A 17035-nucleotide genomic window follows, 5' to 3' on the forward strand; every position below is an offset into this window, starting at 1 on the left:
TCAACCTGGGCTCGGAACAGCTTTTGAGACCAATGTTGGCTATGGGTAGATGTTCTTGTAGTTAGCGCTCCCAGAACGGAGGGGGCTCAATTCCAAGAGCGCGCAGATACACGTAACCCTGGCCTCGATGATGAATCTCGTTGTCGATAGCGTACTGAATTGTCGTCAGACCAGGAGCTTCCCATTGACCGAATGCCTTGTCCACTTCTGTAAACCGGTGTGAAGGAATATCCGGAAATGTCTCATCGAGTTCCTTTGTTTGTATATCCCAGAGACGTAGAAGTTCGCTCTTGGTATCGGGTTTTGTTCCCTTGAATTCCTCCCATTTCCCCGTGGATACTCCCTCTACGATTGGAATGGCCATGCGAATGAACTCCCAGACCATTTCTGCAAAAGGCCGCATTCCTCCAACGGAAAAGTGGAATAGTTTGTCTTCTGGGAAAGCCTCGATCACCTTTCGCGTAAGCCTTCTGTGTCCCTGCCAATGCTTCAGAAGTTCCTCTGCTGTCAACACGTTCACTGATTTTATCTCGGTTGCCATTTCATACTCCGTATGGCCCGTCCGGGCTCACTCTTAAGGTACTTGCTATTCCCGACAGTTTCTGTCGTAAATTTTATAGAGGATAGCCTTCATATGTATGACCCAATCATGCGCGTCCTTACAGTTCTTGAGATCCTGCAGGCGCGTGATCACGTGACTGGTGCGGAATTGGCCGAACGGTTGGAAGTCGACTTGCGCACTGTGCAACGCTATATCGTCCGTCTGAAGGACTTGAGCATACCGATTGAATCTTCACGTGGTGTGGGCGGAGCATATCGTCTGCGGCCCGGATTTCGATTGCCTCCACTTTTACTGACGAATGAAGAGGCATTTGCACTTTCATTAGGACTACATGCTTTGCGACAAATAGGTTTATCTGCGTTTGCTCCTGCTACGGAGGGCGCCTTGGCCAAACTTGGTCGTGTATTGCCCGAGGTGCTTCGCGAAAATATCCGGACAGTACACGATGTGGTAGCGATCGAGCCTGGGCCTTGGGTGGTTACAACTTCTGTAGAGGGCCTGATTCGAGTTGCATCAGCGATTCGCACGTGTCGGCGAGTTCGCTTTGCATATAAGTCACATGGTGGCGCCGCCTCCCGACGACAGATTGAGCCGTATGCCGTGATGCATACCGATGGGCGATGGTATTTGATCGGCCATTGTCTTTCGCGAAAGTCGTTGCGTACGTTCCGTCTGGATAGAGTGTCGGATCTTGAAGTATGTGCCGGGACGTTCAGGCGCCCAAAGGACTTCGATGCACGTCGCTATCTCCAAGAAAGAATGCCTTTTATCCAATCGGATTATCAAATCGATGTTTGGATCGATATGCCCGTGGAAGAAGCCGAGTGCACATTTGCTCCATGGAGAGTCGCTATCGAAAAGTATGAGGAGGGAACGCGTCTGCGTTGTGGACGTGATCGTCTGGATACGTTTGCAGCAATGCTGCTTAGCGTGGGACGTCGAATTGTGGTTCACCATCCAGCAGAATTGCGTAACACCTTTCGGAAGTTGGCAGATCAGGCCATGATGGCTGCCGACGAGCCTTGCTCTTCGAATCTTCCTGATTCGTGCCAAGACAGCTCCGAACGCTAGAGCATTACTTGCACAGATGCACATCGAAACACAAAGGCCGGACGTAAGAAGGGCAAGATATACTTGTTTCCCTGAGCAGGCAGGAGGTATTCATTGTCGAATGCCATTTCAAGTAATTAAGTGGAAGCAGCTCCTACCGACGACTTGTTGTCGTTATCGAGAGCTTTATATTAAGGATTCAGCAAAATTCTGAGTGCTTGGTGAGACCCATTTGTGAGAGCCTCATGCTCGCATTCATCCGGAAGTTTTCATCAAACTGCTGCCCGTAGTTTCAGCGGTGTCCTTCTGCTCATTTCGACTTCGATGATTGGATGCTTGAATCCGCGCTTTACGAACGGGTGCTTTCTTCAGCGGCCGGATAGGCGGCTTTTCGATTAAGCGAGTAAGACTGAGAAAACTCTGGGTATGGGGCTGGTCACTGTCCCCATGTTTTGCTAGGCAAAAACATGGAAAACCCGTCTATGTCCCGCTTCGGAAATTGTCGAGGCTCTCAAGAATCTTCCAGATGAGACCAAGCCCATTCTAAATATTTTCGCTGGAGAGGCAATGGGGGCTTCTTAAGAGCGCCGTCGTCAATTAGCAACAGAACTTCGCAACCATGATCTGTGTAGATATACCCATAGGCGGATCCTGTCGGTTCTCTCCATTGTTTGTTCGGCCCGGATGTCCCACTCCGTGCTGCGACATAGTGTCAACCCATCGATACTTGTTCTCAGCAGAGAGCGATGGCCTACCCAAAATGAGAACAGGATGAACAGTCTCTTCCTGGTCGGGCTTCTGCCCTCTTATCTGTGGGCGGGGATGCAGTTTTCCCCAATTGCGCACTTCGGTACAAACCCAACCAAGTTTTCCTCACCATTCCGGGGAACAATAGACAGAGCGCAGTTAGATACATCCCTGAGGATGTTTATGCTCACGTGAACATGTCGTGAGCCAATCTGTCTAGTTGCTTGCAAGTTGTTCTTATACCCGACAATTTCCGCGAAACTTAGGTGTCAACGGTTCCCGTCTGGAAGGGGATTGCCAGCCTGCAAATCTATCAAGGAGGAAGAGCCGTTTGTATCGGCTAGCACTATGATGCGAAGACATTTTTCTGAGGAAGAAGAAAACCGGCGTCTTGAATCTACCAAGCGCATGGTGGAAGCGTTGCAGGATACATTTCTTCAAATGGTTGAAACATTTGCCGACGAACATCCTGACTGTGATCCTTCCGCTTACCCTGTTGCACTAGGCCAGGCATTTGTCGCTCAGTGTCTAAAGGCCTATGGAACTCAAGGGTTCGATGCTGCGCGGCAACAGGTAACTCTCATTATTGACGAGATGGAAAAGGCATTTCGCGAAAGCGAAGGTGGTTACACGATGTAAATACGGAGGTGATTGAAATGAAGTCAGGATCGGCTGCTCCTATTCTCCTTGCCGCTCTGTTTCTGGCGGGTTGTAAGTCTGGTCCACCACAGATTGCGGTAAGTGACATGGTTCTGATCAACTGAATGCAAGTTATTCGATAATACTCAATCCAAGGCCTCACACCCAGACGGCCCCGTCAGAGATTCCGCTCATGTTGATGCAGACTGGCGGCAATGTTCAGGGGAGGCTACCCTTGTGCTCATTAAGGACAGTACCTACCGCATACCTCTCCGCATCGGTGTGGTCGGCGAGGATGGCAAGGTCAATCTGGAAGGCGATTCGGATTCGACTTTGAGCAAAGCGCACTTTAGCTTCGATGGACGGGCGGATGGGGACAAGCTGACGGGTACCGTTGGATTCGGGTTTAGCAAGGTGGGCGGTAAGGCGGATAGCAATGGCCAGATACAATTCTCTCGTGCGCAGTAGATACAAACTGGACTGCGATCGCCGGCGAGAAGTTTGACCGAAGACCGATTGTTTCTCACACTCACCTCAGCGCAGATGACTGTGCGGAGGTGGCAGGTGTTCGAAAGTCCATCCCAGACACTTGATGCTCTTTCTTTGGTCGGCTACATTACCGATCCGGTTACGGCGACAACGGTCTACCTGGCAGATCAGCTGCACAAGCCTCTTCTGCTCGAAGGCCCGGCGGGCAGTGGCAAAACAGAGTTGGCCTACGCCGTTCAGAGGGCGATGAACGTGCCCCTTGAGCGGTTACAGTGTCTTGAGGGAATCACCCCGGCACACGCGATTGGCAAGTTCGACGAATCGCTTCAGCGCCTATATCTTGGACTCGCTACTCGAAATGCGACACCGGATTGGAAAGCTCTGGCCAAGGAAATCAGTTCGCTTGACTTCTTCATCGCCGGGTCTCTGCTTAGAGCCTTGCTGTCAAATGACCCGCAGGCGACTACACAGCCATGTGGCTCAAGGTGTGTCGATGAGTGCGATTTAGCGTCCATCGATTTTGATCGCTCAACTACTGTGCGAGCTGCCGCTCTTCGCGACGACTCAGAACGTAGACGGCGGCCGCTGCGGCGCTGAATCCCGCCCCAGCGCCAATGCCGAGCGACCAGCGCGGGCCGAAGTGGTTGGCAACCCACCCGGTGATCGGTGCGCCAATTGGGGTTCCTCCCAGTGCGATCGCGACACGCAGGGCCATCACCCTGCCTCGCATTGCCGGTTCTGTCGAGAGTTGCATGATGCTGTTGGTGCCGTTGCCGAAGATCAGGCCAGCCGCGCCCATGATCATGAGAGAGGCCGCAAACCACCAGTATCCTGGCGCGAACGCACCCAGCGAACAACCAAGCCCAAATACACCCGCCGCGGTCATAAGAGACGACAAGGTTTGTCTCCGCCGATTGGCGGCGAACAAAGCTCCCGAGATAGTGCCCACAGCCATCAACGAGGAGAGCAGGCCGAATGCGCGCGCATCGGAGTGGAAGACATTCACGGCCATAGTGGCGATGAAGATGGGAAAATTCAGACCGAAGGTGCCAATCAGAAACAGCATCATGAGGATCGCCCTGAGATCCCACCTCTTCCACACGTAGCGAAGACCTTCCCGAAATCCGGATGCAGTGCGATGCGCTCTGGCGCTTCTGTGCAGTTCCGAGAGCCGAAAGAAAGACATCGAAAGAAGTACTGCCGCAAACGAGAGCCCATTCAGAAGAAAGGCCCATGCCATTCCGACGTCTGCGATCACTAAGCCTGCGACAGCGGGTCCGATCATCTGGGCTGCGGTAAATGACGTTGAATTCAACGCCACCGCATTCGAGAGATCTTCATCGCCGACCATCTCCGCCACGAATGTTTGCCTTACCGGAGCATCGAGAGCCGCAGCGCAGCCGGACAGAAACGACAGCAAATACACATGCCAAAGCAGGACGACTCCACCGAGGGTAAGCGCCCCGAGGATAAGCGCAAGCACGCCCATCGCTGCTTGGGTGAACATCAGAAGCTTGCGCTGATTGAAGCGATCCGCGGCCAATCCCGTCCAGGGTAAGAGGAGAAGGAACGGAGCGAACTGCAGGCCAATGACAATGCCCAGCGCGGCCGCATTATGATGGGTCAACTGCGTTAGTACGAGCCAGTCCTGCGCGACGCGCTGCATCCAAGTGCCGACATTCGAAATCAGGGCGCCAGCCGTCCACAAGCGGAAGTTGAAGCTCCTCAGGGAACGGAACGTACCGGATGCGAGATTGGTCATACCCGGGTGGACGTATTGCCACCGTGGAACTGCCCGAAGTGCCGCGCGCTGAACGTGCTGATGAGCAGCGCGCCCAGACCGAGCGCGAAAATGTGGGGCAACGACCGAAGATGGAACTCTCCGACGCGCACAATCAGAAAATAAGCAACGCTTGCGTTCAAGAACCCCCAAAGAACATTCACAGTTGAAGAGGAGAGTCCTTTGCCCGGCGGCTTCGCGAAGGGGCTCTGGAAGGCACGGCCCATGGTGCCCGAGACAAAATGAGGGATGGCGTTGGCTGCAAAGGCACCGCCGAAGAAGTACGAGACAAAAGGAAGCCAGTTCATACTGTAACGCTCCGTTTGATTAGCAGAGAGAGGATCTCCGGGGTAGAGCCGGTTTCGCCAAGGCGGGGAAAGACATTTGCGATGCTGTATGCATGCGCCTCTTGACGGACATCGGTCATCGCATCGAGGGCGAGAGTCACGTTGAAACCCTGCTCATAAGCCTGACGCGCGGTTGCCTCGACACCGCCTGACGTTGCCACTCCGGTTACGACGACCTGGGTGACGCCTTTTGCCTTGAGTTGGGCTTCCAGATCGGTTGTTGCGAACGCTCCCCAACTGCGCTTCGTAACAGTAATATCGGTCGATTGCTGCCCTAACTCAGGCAGAAGCTCGGTCCACCCTTCGGTGAATGTTTGGCTGCTGCGCGAGCCCTGTTCCGTACGCCCCGGCGCTCGTCCCGCTACATTGACCAACACAACGGGCAGGTTGTTTTCGCGAAAAGCATCGATCAGTTCTCGAGTCCCCTTAACGATTCCGGGGAGCGGGTGGACGAGTGGATGACCGGCTATGCCTTTCTGCAGGTCAACAACGATGAGTGCAGTGACGGGATCGAGAGCGGTTAGGGGCATGGCTTGTCCTCCGAAGACGGAATGGCTCTTATGGAGCAGGGCGGTGAGGTCAATCTTCAACAAGTTTCGTCAGCAATTCTAGGGATGCGCGTAGTTTTTCCTGCTCGCGAGCAGAGAGCTTGAGCGCGACTCGCTTCGTGAGCCAGTCTTGCCGCGCGGCGCGACTCTCTTTGAGCCACTTGAGGCATTTAGGTGTGAGAGACATCAGAGTTTGTCTTCCGTCATTCGGGTCGGGCGCACCATGGACGAGGCCTGCTTCCTGCAGCGGCGTCATCACCGCGCTCATGGATTGCGGGCGCATGCCTTCAGCCCGTGCAAGACCGGATACCGTGGCCGGCCCGCCTTCTTCCAGACGATGCACAACGGATATCTGCGACGGTGTCAGGTCGCCGTGTTGCCCTTGTTCGCGTAGATGCCGCTTGATCTTGCGGAATACCGTACGGACCTCAAGTGCGATTGCGGAAGCGAGTTCGGTGTCAGAGGGGGAGGCAGAATGGCTCACTGAACCAGTGTGGCATATATACAGTTTATCTGTAAAGGTAACCTGTAAAAAATACCTTGCATAAATAGCGACATTTCGGCTGTGCGAAACTTTAGCCCTCGGAGCTGATCCGCGCTGACCACGGGTCCGATGCTAACGGTGGTGACTTCAAGGACCCTCATCTGAGTGATTCGGCCTGTTGGCAATAGGAGAACCGAGGTGTCCGGCAACGCCCGTCGAAACGGAACTGGTGGTGCAGCGGACGTCGGTGACGGGCGCAAATCCCTACAAAACGAACTGTTCGACAGCCTGGTTAGCCTTTTGCACGGCGGCCGTCGCCAGCGGCGGGATATTCATCCCTTCGACTCGAACCGTTTGCACGTCCACGATGCCGATGAACCCCAGGATCTGGCGCAAGTAAGGCTCGACAAAGTCCCACGGACGCCACGGGCCTTCCGTAAAGACGCCGCCGGAAGCAATCACCAGAATGGCCTTCTTGTCCTTTGCCAGCCCGTGCACGACGCCATCGGCATACCGGAAGGTTCTGCAGGGCCGGACAACCAGATCGATCCAGGCTTTGAGGGCGGAGGGGATGCCGAAGTTCCACATCGGCGTCGCCACAACCAGGAGATCGGATTCCAGAAGCTCCTCGATCAGTTGGTCCGATTGGCGGGCCGCTATCTTCAGGCTGTCCGCCTCTGCCGGATCCTTTGTCGTAATGGCACGGAGGGTGACGCCATCCAAATGCGGCAGTTGCTCAGCCGTGAGGTCATGACGCAAAAGCTTTGCATGTGGATAGAGATGGATGAGGCGAGCGGCGAGTATATCGGCGACAGCTCGACTTGCCGAGTCTTTGCCTCGGGGGCTCACGTCAATCATCAAAATCTTCTTCATGGCGATCTCCTTTCAGCGAGCACTCGGCGTTAAGGCATTCCACGCCGCATGAGAGTCCATATAGTCTCTCCAGTGCGCAATCTTCCGGCCCTCGATCCTGATGACGGAGCAAAACCGATTGTCGTATCTCGCGCCTGTCGCGAGGATGGTTCCGTGGACCTCGTATTCAATGACAACGACACGCCCTGAGTCTGTGGTGTGAACCACCAGGTTGTCTGCGGATTGCAGCTTGATGGTCTCGACATAGCCCATGAATGCATTCATCAGATCGCTTCGTCCACGAATGACGCGCGGCCAGCCTAGGTCATATAAAACCTCGTAGATAGTGGCGTCGTTCACGATGTCGAAGAAGTGCTCTCCATCGACGAGGTCGCCCAACGCCCGTCGAACCAGGCTGAAGTAGGGCGCGGCGCCTTTGTAGGCAGCGTATTTTGTTGTTGGCATTTCGAAGCTCTCCGCTTGATTGACGATGATCAACGAAGTGACTGTAAAATGAGAAGCTACTCTCAAACAAGAAGGCACTTTAACATCAGTAGCTAACACCGAGGTAAGCCATGAAGAAACCGGGCAAAACTGGCTCTCTGGACCCTGCGGCTGTCTGCAAAAGCTCGGATCCGATGGCGGTCAGAGAACTCTTGACGAAGATTGGCGACAAGTGGAGTATCTTCCTGATTCTTTCGCTTGACCTGCTCGGCGGACGCGCCCGATTCTCCGAGCTCGAACGAGCGATTCCGGGGATCTCACAGCGGATGCTGTCAATCACGCTCAAGAATCTCGAACGGGATGGGTTGGTGATACGTGAACTTTTTCCGGAGGTGCCGCCGCGCGTAGAGTACGAAATCACAGGTCTTGGAAGGAGTCTGCTTCGCCCCACGCAAGGATTGGTCGATTGGGCCAAAGCAAATTGGGAGCGGGTTAGAAATGCGCAGGTCAGGTACGATTCCAGATAACCTCCACCTGCTAGCTGTAGGTGAAGACGACTGGTTTATCTACCGATCTTGGAGTGCGAGTCTGCCAATGTTCAAATTGTTTCTTCGCTCGCTCCAGCACGTGTTCGCTGAGACATTCCCATAAGGGTTGTTCTGAAGTAAAGAACAACGGAAGATCTGCCGATTTCGGGATCTCCAAGGTACTCGTTACCGTGTGATCACAGGCAAAAGGTAGCGAAGCACCGCCTCGTGCATTGCCTGCTGCAGGCGCGGGCGGCTGCGACGCGTCGCTCGACTCAGTTCGTCCAGAATACCCCGGAAAATCATGAGCGCTACCTCCCCGTGTTGTTCAGCTTCTGTGCGCGTTAAGGTCGGCTTTTCCTTCCGAAGCCGCGCCGCAATGAACTCGACGAAAACGCGTCCCAATGCTTTCTTCTCTTCACGTGCCGCATCCGAAAGAGGAGCGTCGAGCACCAGTGTGTGGAACTCCGGACGTTTACGGTTATAGTCCATACAGAAGTCCAACAATTTACCGACACCTTCCCCGAACCCGAGATGCTCCTCGGCTTCAATCGCTCGTTCCGCATCTGCCATCTCACGTGCGTATCGCTCCGCTAGAGCACTCGCAAGCGCCTCTTTATTCGGAAAGAACTGATAGAGGGTCGCCGGCGAAACGCCTGCTTCTGCTGCAATGGCATTCGTCGTGGTTTCGTGATAACCCAGTCGACCGAAAACCGCCGCTGCTGCACGCAGAAGATCATCCCGCCGTTGCTCTCCACGTGCATTTCGCTTTCGGTTTGGATCAAAAACCGGCATCAGCTGATTTTCGCAGACTCGTAGTATATAAGCAAACACTTGCATCTAAACACAAGATACAAGTATCTACTTGTATAGGAGGTGGACGACGATGTTCACGATCATGGGAATTACAGGCAACGTAGGCGGTGCGATTGCAGAAAACCTGCTCGCGGCCGGAAAAGCGGTCCGCGGGATAGTGAGAAACCCCGAGAAGGCAAAGTCATGGGCACAGCGCGGCGTCGAGTTGGTCCAAGCGGATTTCAACGATAGGCTGCTTCTGAAGGAAGCGTTCAGGGGAGCCGAAGGCGTGTTTGCGATGATTCCGCCTAACTTCGCACCCGCCCCGGATCTGGCCGAACAGAAGGAAACTATCGAGGCGATTCGGTCTGCAATCGAAGCGGCAAAACCGGGCAAGGCGGTGTTCCTTTCTTCCATCGGTTCTGAACAGACGAAGGGGCTTGGGCTTATCACCGCAACGCATCTGTTCGAAGTGGCCACACGTACGCTGGATCTTCCAATCGCCTACCTGCGTGCGGGCAGCTTTATGGAGAACTGGCTGGGTGCGCTCGACCACATCCGCAGCACGGGGGAGATGCCATTCTTCTACGGCCCACTGGATCGAAAGTTCCCGCTCGTCGCCACGCGCGACATCGGTCTGATCGGAGCACAGGTGCTTCAGGAAGACTGGACTGGAGAACGCGTCATCGAGGTGGACGGACCGAGGGGCGGCACGGATCTCTATGAGACAGCAGCTGCGTTTGGGCAGACTCTCGGTCGTGACGTGAAGCCGGTACACCTACCGGAGGACACCTGGCAGAACCTTCTCGAAGGGATGGGCATGCCAGCGGACAGAACCGGTTTGTATATGGAAATGGTGAAGAGCTTCAACTCCGGCTGGATTCACTTTGGCAACGAAGGAACTGAGGTCTTCAATGGACCTACGACGGCTGAAGCATTCTCAAAGTGGCTAAAGGACCGTTTGAAGAATGGCCAATAGGCGTCGACTGCATCTCGTCACGTGACCTGACGAGGTGCAACTCCACCTGAAGAGACAGTCACCATCCGTCGGAATGCTTAGTTCTTGCGAAGAACAGAGAAGCATAATTGAGAGGAGAACAATGTCGCGCATTTTCATCACCGGATCGGCCGATGGGCTTGGGCTTATGGCAGGACGACTGCTGCTAAAGCAACAACACGAAGTAGTCCTCCACGCGAGGAATAAGCGTCGGGCCGATGACGTTCGGCAGGAATTGCCGGGAGTCCGAGTTGTTATTGGGGACGTGACGACGATCAGGGGTACCTGTGAGGTGGCGAATGAAGCCAATCAGTGTGGACGCTTCGACGCGATCATTCACAACGTCGCTGTAGGTTACCAGGACCCCATGCGAGTTCAGACTGAAGACGGTCTGCCTCATGTCTTCGCGATCAACGTTCTGGCGCCCTACATACTCACAGCTCTCATCACCAGACCTGATCGGCTGATCTATCTCAGCTCAGGCTTGCACCGGAGCGCGAAAGCGCACCTTGAGGATCTGTTGTGGACGGAGCGCCCCTGGAATGGAACGGAGGCTTATTCAGCGAGCTTTATGACGTGACGCTCGCGTTTGCCATAGCGCGGAGGTGGAAGGATGTGTATTCCAACGCGCTGGAGCCTGGCTGGGTCGCTACAAAGATGGGCGGACCAGGCCTACCTGACGCAAGCGTGGCTGGCAACGGGGGATGATCTAGCGGCGCGAGTGAGTGGACGCTACTTCTACCACCTCAAACCACGAGAGGTGAATCCCAGTGCGGAAGACGAGGCGGCTCAAGACTCACTCATCTCCGCATGCAAAGAGATCTCCGGCATCAGTCTGCCTGATTAAGACCTTACTCGAACAGCAACTGGGCCACTGGCTCACTAGGAGCAGAACATCATGACTAATGCCGTCGCGATCGCAGAACAGGCTTTAGACATCCTTCTTATTCAGCAAACGATATCAAGAATCGGCATCTTCTCCGACCAGAAGAGGTGGTCGGAACACCGCCAATTGTTTGCAGACGAAGTGACCATCGACTTCGGTGGTGTTAAGCCTTCTCAAACCATCAAGGCGGATGATCTTGTTGGTTGGGCTGAACAGCAATATGCCAAGCTCAAGACCCAGCATATGTTTACGAACTTCGACATCCTCATCGAAGGTGACACGGCCAGGGCGAGCTCGTACGGACGAGCTTTACACAGAAGAACTGACACCGGGGAAGAGTGGATGATCTATAACCGATACGAACACGAACTTGTCAAAGACTCTGGCACATGGAAGGTGACACGGCTCTTGATGGAAGTAACCTTCCAAACAGGCAACGAGAAGCTGATCGAGGAAGCGTCTTCCGCTGAGAGCCGCTAGCGCTTCGTCGCAAGGACCCGCTTTAAATATTGACGGCAATGGCTGATACCTCAAGGGCCATGCCGAGTTGGCCTTTGGAAGCCGATCTGTGCGCGGACATGCGTCGGTGAGTGACTCGGCGAACCTCTTCGTCGACAACATATTCAACGTTTTGTTGAAAGGTTGAGAGACTACCTCGTCCCGCGCTTCCTGCAGCGCATCATGACGCTCACCGCAAGCTTTGCGTCTTTTTCGCCTTCCGCGATCATTCGCTCAGCTTCAGCCTTCATAAAGACCGTGTGAGGCGCCACGCGCCCTATCAAGCGTGCCACCGGGCTCAATCCCGGCAGTATCTCTTCCTGGCCGCGCTCCAGGCCGCGTATAGACGCTTTCGCGAATTTGTTCACGTCCATGGCCGCGGAGGAATTTAATTCCTCCTGCCCCTTGTTGAAATTGGTTTTTACCGCCGGCGGTGCAAGCTCGACGACTTTGACCGACGAGTTTTTCAACTGCACGCGAAGAGACTGCGTGTACGAGTGCACGCCCGCCTTGGTCGCGCAGTAGATCGGCTTCACCGCCAGCGGAACGAACGCGAGCCCCGAACTGACATTCACGATCGCAGCCGTTTTCTGGCGCTTTAACTGGGGCAGAAACTGATTGATCATCTGAATGGGGCCGATCAAGTTGGTTTTGATTTCCCTATCCAGATCCTCTAGCGGGCCCGTGGTGTCGTTCAGGTTACGCTTCAGGCCAATCCCTGCGTTATTGATGAGGACATTGAGGTCTGGAAACGCGCGGGTAACATCGGAGTAGAGCTGCCTGATTGCCGCTGGATCGCTGACGTCGCTGATATAGGTGTGAACGCCCGGTAGAGACTGGCGAACCGTCGCCAGTTTCTCTTCTGTTCTTCCAGTGATGAGGACCGTATTTCCACGCTCGAGCAACTGAGCGGCAAGCGCGTAACCGATGCCACTGGTTCCACCGGTGATGAGGATCGTGTTGTTGGACATTTTCATAAGCACTCCGGGCATTCCATGATTTCCAGCGTTCGTCAGGCTCGTCTTTTGTTGTTTTCTGTCTGGACAGTCATCTACAGAGAGAAGAATTACGCGAGCATTCTCCACAAAGCTTCCACGCCGTTTTTGCAGTGAGTCTTTGCGTGCCCTGGATCCTGAATCATCTGATCCATGGTTGCGTCGGCAACCGAGTTCATGAGTGCGGCAACAAAGCTCATTGGGACCCTACGCATAGGCCCGGCAACGCGAATGCGTTCCAGCAAAGCACCGATGGCAGCCATCATCTTGTGCCCCGCCATACGGGTTTCAGGCGTAATCTCATCCGAAACCGTGAGTTGCGCCAACGCTTTCCGTTTCTCAGGGAAGCGAACCGCCCAGTTGCCCCAATTTCGCCAGATGTGGAAGAACTGTTCTCGAAGTTCGGCCTCCGCTGGAAAATCCTTCATGGCGACGGACGCCATCTCCTGCTTCAATTCAAGGTACAACTGGTTAAAGAGCTCCGACTTGGTTTCGAAATAGGTGAACAGCGAACCGTTGGCAATACCAGCTTCTTTAGCAATCCCCATCGTCGGCGCGCTCAATCCTTGTGTGACGATGACGCGCGTTGCCGCATCCAGAATTCGATTTCGCTTGTCGTCGCTGCGAGGCCTTGGCACAAATCAATCGTACGATGTAAGTGTCTAGACAGTCAAGTATCAAATGATCGCATTGGATTGCACACATCCCGTGTTCACGATCTATTTATGCAAAATCGCCATAACCGGCCAATCGGTGCCCGTTTTGATTTTGTGTTCGGATGAGCCAAATTAGTCGGCCCGGTTACTCCGAAACCGCACTAAGACTTATGGCGAGCTATCACGTCAGGGCAGTATCAGCGACGGCGATCACACCTCCGCTATACTGCCCGCCTCCCGCTTTCCCTAATTAAGCTCGAACACCATAAGAACAGTGGTAGTGGACCCCAGGTTTGTTTCGGAATGGGTCGTTCCCCGCGGAATCCATTTAGTCTCTCCGGCTTTCATGTTCCAATCTACGGAGCCTTTTCCCGGTATAACTTCGCGAATGCTTGAATCAGTTATAGCAATAGCAAGAGCATCGTACGCCTCTGTATGTTCTTCTAGTCGACCGCCGGATCCAATTGCTACGGTATACACTCGCATGGTCGGCCCGGCGTACCGCTCGATGATTCCGGCTTCGTGCATGGGAATCGCAAGGGGCCCTACGAACCCATCTCCAACCACTTTTACAGGTTGGACAACGAAGACATCCGCCCGTTCGTTGGATTTGTTCCGTTCGGCCACATGAAACCCACCCTTTGAGGTACGAAGTTCTCCCTGTTCAAGCTGGGTGATAACTGGAGCATGGCCTGCGACCTCGTTTGAAATCGTTACCTGCCGTAGCGAGAAATAGGCGTAAAACGAGGGGTGCAGATGAGTTTTCGTTACTTCATCTGGTTGCAACTGAAGATGGAAAACCCGTAGGCGGTCGTTTTCAAACGCCAGGCTGTGGTGAGCTTCTTTTTCGATCGAAATCCGAGGCGTCTCGACCGTCTGCGACCTGACTGAAATCGAGCACGTAAACAAAGCAGACATCAAAAAAATACAAAATTTCATTCTTTGGAACTCTGACTTTCCTTGGGCATGCTCATTCGATCGGCCCAAAGTGATGATGCATCTGATTCTATTTAAAAAAAGGCGATCTGCCATTGTTCCGACAATTCGGAAATTGCACTAAGATGTGCTGGATTGTCCTAAAAGTCGTTAGCCTTGATCGGAAATGCTTCGGGGCGAATCCGCGCAGCCAAATCCCTTTACCGCAGCTGCGGCCCCGAAGCATTTCCGATAAGGAGACTAGAAGGAAGGCGGTGGCAGTGGTGGGCGCTGCTATGGAGCTACGATGGCCAATTGGCCCGCATGGTTGCGGCAAAGAGGCTGGAAGAGCCAGGTTGGATAAGACGGGAAGGCCGATACATCGTTCAGGAAGGAGCGATATTGTGAACTGCATGCGAGAAGGAATTGGTGAGAAGTTCGCAGGTTCGCTCTGAAGACGCAGATGCCCCGAGACATGAGGTCATATCTTCGCGGGCCGTTGGATGGATTTGGAATCATGAAGTGTCGGGACATCGAAATGCCAGTTGTTGCGCAGTGAGGTTGGGACCGATGTTCATGTTGGCTCCGCAGCGCGGGCAACGCCAGGTAGCTTGCGAAGAGTTGTTGAGATGAGAAGTTGCGGGAGGCTGACAGGCAAGCTGCTGGCGAGCGAGCGCGATGAGAACATCCCGGCGAGCGTTGGCGAGATAGCCGAAGTGGCGGATGCGGACGAAGCCCCTGGGCAGCACATGTTGGCAGAAGCGGCGCAGGAACTCGTTTGCGGTGAGCGTCATGATGCGCTGCTTGTTGCCATGTGCGTAGTCTTTCCATCGGAAGCGTACGTGGTGACCATCGAAGCTGAGCAGACGCTGGTTGCTGATGGCGACGCGATGGGTATAGCGGCCGAGATAGCTCAGCACGCGAACGGGATCTCCGAAGGCAGGCTTGGCATAGACCACCCAGTCGTCCTTGAGCAGGGCGCGCACGAGTATTGAAGGACAGTCGATGCAGCGCTGCCGCAGCGCGCGCTGGAGTAGCGCGAGGTACTTGCCGCGGAAGACACGGCTCAGCACCTTCACGGGCAGGAAGAAAGCATACTTGGGATGAACCCAGCGCGAGTAGTCTGGGTCGAAACCGCCGGCGGGAATAACGCAGTGGAGGTGCGGATGCAAGCGCAGGTTCTGTCCCCAGGTGTGCAGGATGCTGAGGAAACTGATCCTGGCTCCGAGATGCCTGGGATCGGCTGCGACTTCAAGCATGGTCTCGGCGGTGGCGCGGAACAACAGATCGTACAGTAGCCTGGGATGTCGCTGACACAGCGGGTTCAACGCATGAGGCAGAGTAAAGACGACATGGAAGTAGGGTACGGGAAGCAGGTCCTGCTCTCGCCGCGCGAGCCAGCGCTGGCGCGCCTGAGCCTGACACTTCGGGCAGTGCCGGTTGCGGCACGAGTTATATGAGATAGCCTGAAGATCGCATCGCGGGCAGGAGTCCAGATGACCTCCGAGCGCAGCAGTGCGGCATCTGGTGATGGCCCGCAGCACGCTGAGCTGCTGGTAGCCAAGCCAGGAGCGGTTCTGTTCTCGAAAGCTGTCACCCTGGACGCGAAGGATGTCGGCCACCTCCACGGCAGGCCGGGTCACTTATCTGTTTTCCGGTGATACTCGCGGGATACCTGCCTGACGCTGGAAAGTTGCAGATGCTCCAGCGGATTCGATACCGCCTGCAGGTGTCGTTGTGACAGATGGAGATACCTGGCCGTGGTCTCCAGGTCCACATGGCCGAGCAGGACCTGGATGGTGCGCAGGTCTGTTCCGGCTTCAAGCAAGTGCGTCGCCCAGCTGTGGCGCAGGGTGTGAGGCGTTACGTGCTTCTTGATACCCGCATAGCGGGCGGTTTCTTTACAGACGTACCAGACAACCTTGTCCGACATGGGTCTGTCTTGTCCGCGGTGGCCTGTACTGCTGGGGAAAAGGTAGATGCGAGGCTTCTTCCAGCGCCAATACTCTCGCAACGTCTCCAGAAGAGCCGGACTGAGTGGGATGTCGCGACCGCCGCCACCCTTGCCGCGCTCCACGCGGATCATCATGCGCCTGCTGTCGATGTCGCTCACCTTGAGCAGCGATACCTCGGTCCGCCGCATGCCCGTGCCGTAAAGCGTCATCAGCAGGGCGCGTTGCATGAGGTTGCCGGCGGCATCAATGAGCTGGGCGACCTCGTCCAGGCTGAGCACTGTCGGCAGTCGGCGCCGATCCTTCGGGTCCTTCGGATAAGGCAGCTCTTCCCAGAAGTCGCGCCGCTTGAGGGTACGAACAAAGAAGAACCGCAGCGCGGCGACCCGGCCCACCACACTTCCCACGGCTAGCTTGCGCTCCGTGAGCAGATAGGCCTGATAGCTTCTGAGCTCGTCGGGCCCCAGCTTGTCGGGGGATTTTCCAAAGTGTTTAGCAAACTGCTCAACGGCAAGTAAATAGCCACGGATCGTGGCCGGTGAATAGTTGCGCCGCTGGAGCTCTTCCAGCATCCGCTTGCGTAAGTTGGTCACAAGGATCTCCTTCCTTGTGAATCAACCTACCTCAACCAGTGCTGCTCATAGCTGCACGCCAAGGCAGTGTCCGCCGCGCCAGCGGCTTCGTTCAAGTCCGCTTCGAGTCCAAGATGCCGGTTTTCGGCTCCCTACGGGCAGATGTCCGATTGGGCGCCTTTACGTCAAGATGAGGCTTGGAATTTGGCTCGTTTGCGGATAGTTTTCCTGAAAAACATGCAAACAAATTGTTCTTGCGTCAGATCCTCCAGTTTGATTGAGCAAGACACTCCATAGTGT

20 protein-coding genes and 1 pseudogene are annotated in these 17035 nt (G+C 54.9%); 8 read left to right on the top strand and 13 right to left on the bottom strand.

What is annotated here, in order from left to right; genetic code table 11:
- Positions 1-61: 61 nt before the first annotated feature.
- Positions 62-541, bottom strand: a complete 480-nt coding sequence (locus AC6I7T_RS30920) for a DinB family protein (protein WP_497795279.1) — start codon at positions 539-541, stop codon at positions 62-64.
- Between the two features lie 93 nt (positions 542-634).
- Between AC6I7T_RS30920 and AC6I7T_RS30925 the strand changes: the two genes are divergently transcribed.
- The 4 genes from AC6I7T_RS30925 to AC6I7T_RS30940 all read left to right on the top strand — a co-directional run bounded on the left by AC6I7T_RS30925 (position 635) and on the right by AC6I7T_RS30940 (position 4084).
- Positions 635-1633 carry a helix-turn-helix transcriptional regulator gene (locus AC6I7T_RS30925; RefSeq protein WP_497795281.1) on the top strand — a complete coding sequence of 333 codons (999 nt, stop codon included), beginning with the start codon at positions 635-637 and terminating at the stop codon, positions 1631-1633.
- Between the two features lie 1074 nt (positions 1634-2707).
- Positions 2708-2998, top strand: coding sequence for a hypothetical protein (locus AC6I7T_RS30930; RefSeq protein ID WP_497795282.1), 291 nt, complete (start codon positions 2708-2710; stop codon positions 2996-2998).
- Positions 2999-3235: 237 nt separating this feature from the next.
- The gene (locus AC6I7T_RS30935) at positions 3236-3466 is read left to right on the top strand and encodes a hypothetical protein (protein ID WP_497795284.1); all 231 of its coding nucleotides are present in this window, start codon (positions 3236-3238) and stop codon (positions 3464-3466) included.
- A gap of 96 nt (positions 3467-3562) precedes the next feature.
- A complete protein-coding gene (locus tag AC6I7T_RS30940; RefSeq protein WP_497795286.1) occupies positions 3563-4084 on the top strand; it encodes an AAA family ATPase in 522 nt (173 codons plus the stop codon).
- Here AC6I7T_RS30940 and AC6I7T_RS30945 read toward each other — a convergent pair.
- The 6 genes from AC6I7T_RS30945 to AC6I7T_RS30970 all read right to left on the bottom strand — a co-directional run bounded on the left by AC6I7T_RS30945 (position 4020) and on the right by AC6I7T_RS30970 (position 7963).
- Positions 4020-5249 (bottom strand): MFS transporter, encoded by a 1230-nt coding sequence (locus AC6I7T_RS30945; RefSeq protein WP_497795287.1) that lies wholly within the window; start codon positions 5247-5249, stop codon positions 4020-4022. The two genes, AC6I7T_RS30940 and AC6I7T_RS30945, sit on opposite strands and share 65 nt — an antisense overlap.
- A complete protein-coding gene (locus AC6I7T_RS30950) occupies positions 5246-5575 on the bottom strand; it encodes a hypothetical protein (protein WP_497795289.1) in 330 nt (109 codons plus the stop codon). Before AC6I7T_RS30950 ends, AC6I7T_RS30945 begins: the two co-directional genes overlap by 4 nt.
- Positions 5572-6144, bottom strand: a complete 573-nt coding sequence (locus tag AC6I7T_RS30955) for an isochorismatase family protein (RefSeq protein WP_497795290.1) — start codon at positions 6142-6144, stop codon at positions 5572-5574. Before AC6I7T_RS30955 ends, AC6I7T_RS30950 begins: the two co-directional genes overlap by 4 nt.
- 49 nt (positions 6145-6193) lie before the next feature.
- Positions 6194-6646, bottom strand: coding sequence for a MarR family winged helix-turn-helix transcriptional regulator (locus AC6I7T_RS30960; RefSeq protein ID WP_497795292.1), 453 nt, complete (start codon positions 6644-6646; stop codon positions 6194-6196).
- Between the two features lie 264 nt (positions 6647-6910).
- A complete protein-coding gene (locus AC6I7T_RS30965; RefSeq protein ID WP_497795293.1) occupies positions 6911-7519 on the bottom strand; it encodes an FMN-dependent NADH-azoreductase in 609 nt (202 codons plus the stop codon).
- A 12-nt stretch (positions 7520-7531) separates the two neighbouring features.
- Positions 7532-7963 (bottom strand): nuclear transport factor 2 family protein, encoded by a 432-nt coding sequence (locus AC6I7T_RS30970; RefSeq protein WP_497795294.1) that lies wholly within the window; start codon positions 7961-7963, stop codon positions 7532-7534.
- Positions 7964-8073: 110 nt separating this feature from the next.
- Here AC6I7T_RS30970 and AC6I7T_RS30975 point away from each other — a divergent pair, with 110 nt between their 5' ends.
- On the top strand, positions 8074-8469 hold the full coding sequence (locus AC6I7T_RS30975) for a winged helix-turn-helix transcriptional regulator (RefSeq protein WP_497795296.1): 396 nt from the start codon (positions 8074-8076) through the stop codon (positions 8467-8469).
- Between the two features lie 186 nt (positions 8470-8655).
- On the opposite strand, the gene AC6I7T_RS30980 is transcribed toward AC6I7T_RS30975, so the two are convergent.
- Positions 8656-9264 (bottom strand): TetR/AcrR family transcriptional regulator, encoded by a 609-nt coding sequence (locus tag AC6I7T_RS30980; protein WP_497795297.1) that lies wholly within the window; start codon positions 9262-9264, stop codon positions 8656-8658.
- A 91-nt stretch (positions 9265-9355) separates the two neighbouring features.
- Between AC6I7T_RS30980 and AC6I7T_RS30985 the strand changes: the two genes are divergently transcribed.
- The 3 genes and pseudogenes from AC6I7T_RS30985 to AC6I7T_RS30995 all read left to right on the top strand — a co-directional run bounded on the left by AC6I7T_RS30985 (position 9356) and on the right by AC6I7T_RS30995 (position 11627).
- Positions 9356-10243, top strand: a complete 888-nt coding sequence (locus tag AC6I7T_RS30985; protein ID WP_497795298.1) for an NmrA family NAD(P)-binding protein — start codon at positions 9356-9358, stop codon at positions 10241-10243.
- A 121-nt stretch (positions 10244-10364) separates the two neighbouring features.
- Positions 10365-11108 (top strand): annotated as a pseudogene (locus tag AC6I7T_RS30990) (SDR family NAD(P)-dependent oxidoreductase).
- A gap of 51 nt (positions 11109-11159) precedes the next feature.
- Entirely contained in the window at positions 11160-11627 is a 468-nt protein-coding gene (locus AC6I7T_RS30995; RefSeq protein WP_497795300.1) for a nuclear transport factor 2 family protein, read from the top strand.
- A gap of 170 nt (positions 11628-11797) precedes the next feature.
- Here the strand turns inward: AC6I7T_RS30995 and AC6I7T_RS31000 are convergent, their stop codons facing one another.
- The 5 genes from AC6I7T_RS31000 to AC6I7T_RS31020 all read right to left on the bottom strand — a co-directional run bounded on the left by AC6I7T_RS31000 (position 11798) and on the right by AC6I7T_RS31020 (position 16756).
- Positions 11798-12622: an SDR family oxidoreductase gene (locus AC6I7T_RS31000; RefSeq protein WP_497795301.1), complete on the bottom strand. Its 825-nt coding sequence runs from the start codon at positions 12620-12622 to the stop codon at positions 11798-11800.
- 89 nt (positions 12623-12711) lie between these two features.
- The gene (locus AC6I7T_RS31005; RefSeq protein ID WP_497795303.1) at positions 12712-13278 is read right to left on the bottom strand and encodes a TetR/AcrR family transcriptional regulator; all 567 of its coding nucleotides are present in this window, start codon (positions 13276-13278) and stop codon (positions 12712-12714) included.
- Between the two features lie 264 nt (positions 13279-13542).
- Positions 13543-14328 carry a hypothetical protein gene (locus tag AC6I7T_RS31010; RefSeq protein WP_497795304.1) on the bottom strand — a complete coding sequence of 262 codons (786 nt, stop codon included), beginning with the start codon at positions 14326-14328 and terminating at the stop codon, positions 13543-13545.
- Between the two features lie 398 nt (positions 14329-14726).
- Entirely contained in the window at positions 14727-15854 is a 1128-nt protein-coding gene (locus tag AC6I7T_RS31015) for an IS91 family transposase (RefSeq protein ID WP_497795305.1), read from the bottom strand.
- The gene (locus tag AC6I7T_RS31020) at positions 15851-16756 is read right to left on the bottom strand and encodes a tyrosine-type recombinase/integrase (protein ID WP_497795307.1); all 906 of its coding nucleotides are present in this window, start codon (positions 16754-16756) and stop codon (positions 15851-15853) included. The genes AC6I7T_RS31015 and AC6I7T_RS31020 overlap by 4 nt, the downstream gene beginning before the upstream one ends.
- Positions 16757-17035: the final 279 nt, after the last annotated feature.

This window comes from Humiphilus diazotrophicus (assembly GCF_059726315.1).

Coding starts and splice junctions, on each gene's coding strand:
- AC6I7T_RS30920 (WP_497795279.1), bottom strand. CDS start 541: ATGGCAACCGAGATAAAATCAGTGAACGTGTTGACAGCAGAGGAACTT.
- AC6I7T_RS30925 (WP_497795281.1), top strand. CDS start 635: ATGTATGACCCAATCATGCGCGTCCTTACAGTTCTTGAGATCCTGCAG.
- AC6I7T_RS30930 (WP_497795282.1), top strand. CDS start 2,708: ATGATGCGAAGACATTTTTCTGAGGAAGAAGAAAACCGGCGTCTTGAA.
- AC6I7T_RS30945 (WP_497795287.1), bottom strand. CDS start 5,249: ATGACCAATCTCGCATCCGGTACGTTCCGTTCCCTGAGGAGCTTCAAC.
- AC6I7T_RS30950 (WP_497795289.1), bottom strand. CDS start 5,575: ATGAACTGGCTTCCTTTTGTCTCGTACTTCTTCGGCGGTGCCTTTGCA.
- AC6I7T_RS30955 (WP_497795290.1), bottom strand. CDS start 6,144: ATGCCCCTAACCGCTCTCGATCCCGTCACTGCACTCATCGTTGTTGAC.
- AC6I7T_RS30965 (WP_497795293.1), bottom strand. CDS start 7,519: ATGAAGAAGATTTTGATGATTGACGTGAGCCCCCGAGGCAAAGACTCG.
- AC6I7T_RS30970 (WP_497795294.1), bottom strand. CDS start 7,963: ATGCCAACAACAAAATACGCTGCCTACAAAGGCGCCGCGCCCTACTTC.
- AC6I7T_RS30975 (WP_497795296.1), top strand. CDS start 8,074: ATGAAGAAACCGGGCAAAACTGGCTCTCTGGACCCTGCGGCTGTCTGC.
- AC6I7T_RS30980 (WP_497795297.1), bottom strand. CDS start 9,264: ATGCCGGTTTTTGATCCAAACCGAAAGCGAAATGCACGTGGAGAGCAA.
- AC6I7T_RS30985 (WP_497795298.1), top strand. CDS start 9,356: ATGTTCACGATCATGGGAATTACAGGCAACGTAGGCGGTGCGATTGCA.
- AC6I7T_RS30995 (WP_497795300.1), top strand. CDS start 11,160: ATGACTAATGCCGTCGCGATCGCAGAACAGGCTTTAGACATCCTTCTT.
- AC6I7T_RS31000 (WP_497795301.1), bottom strand. CDS start 12,622: ATGAAAATGTCCAACAACACGATCCTCATCACCGGTGGAACCAGTGGC.
- AC6I7T_RS31010 (WP_497795304.1), bottom strand. CDS start 14,328: ATGGCAGATCGCCTTTTTTTAAATAGAATCAGATGCATCATCACTTTG.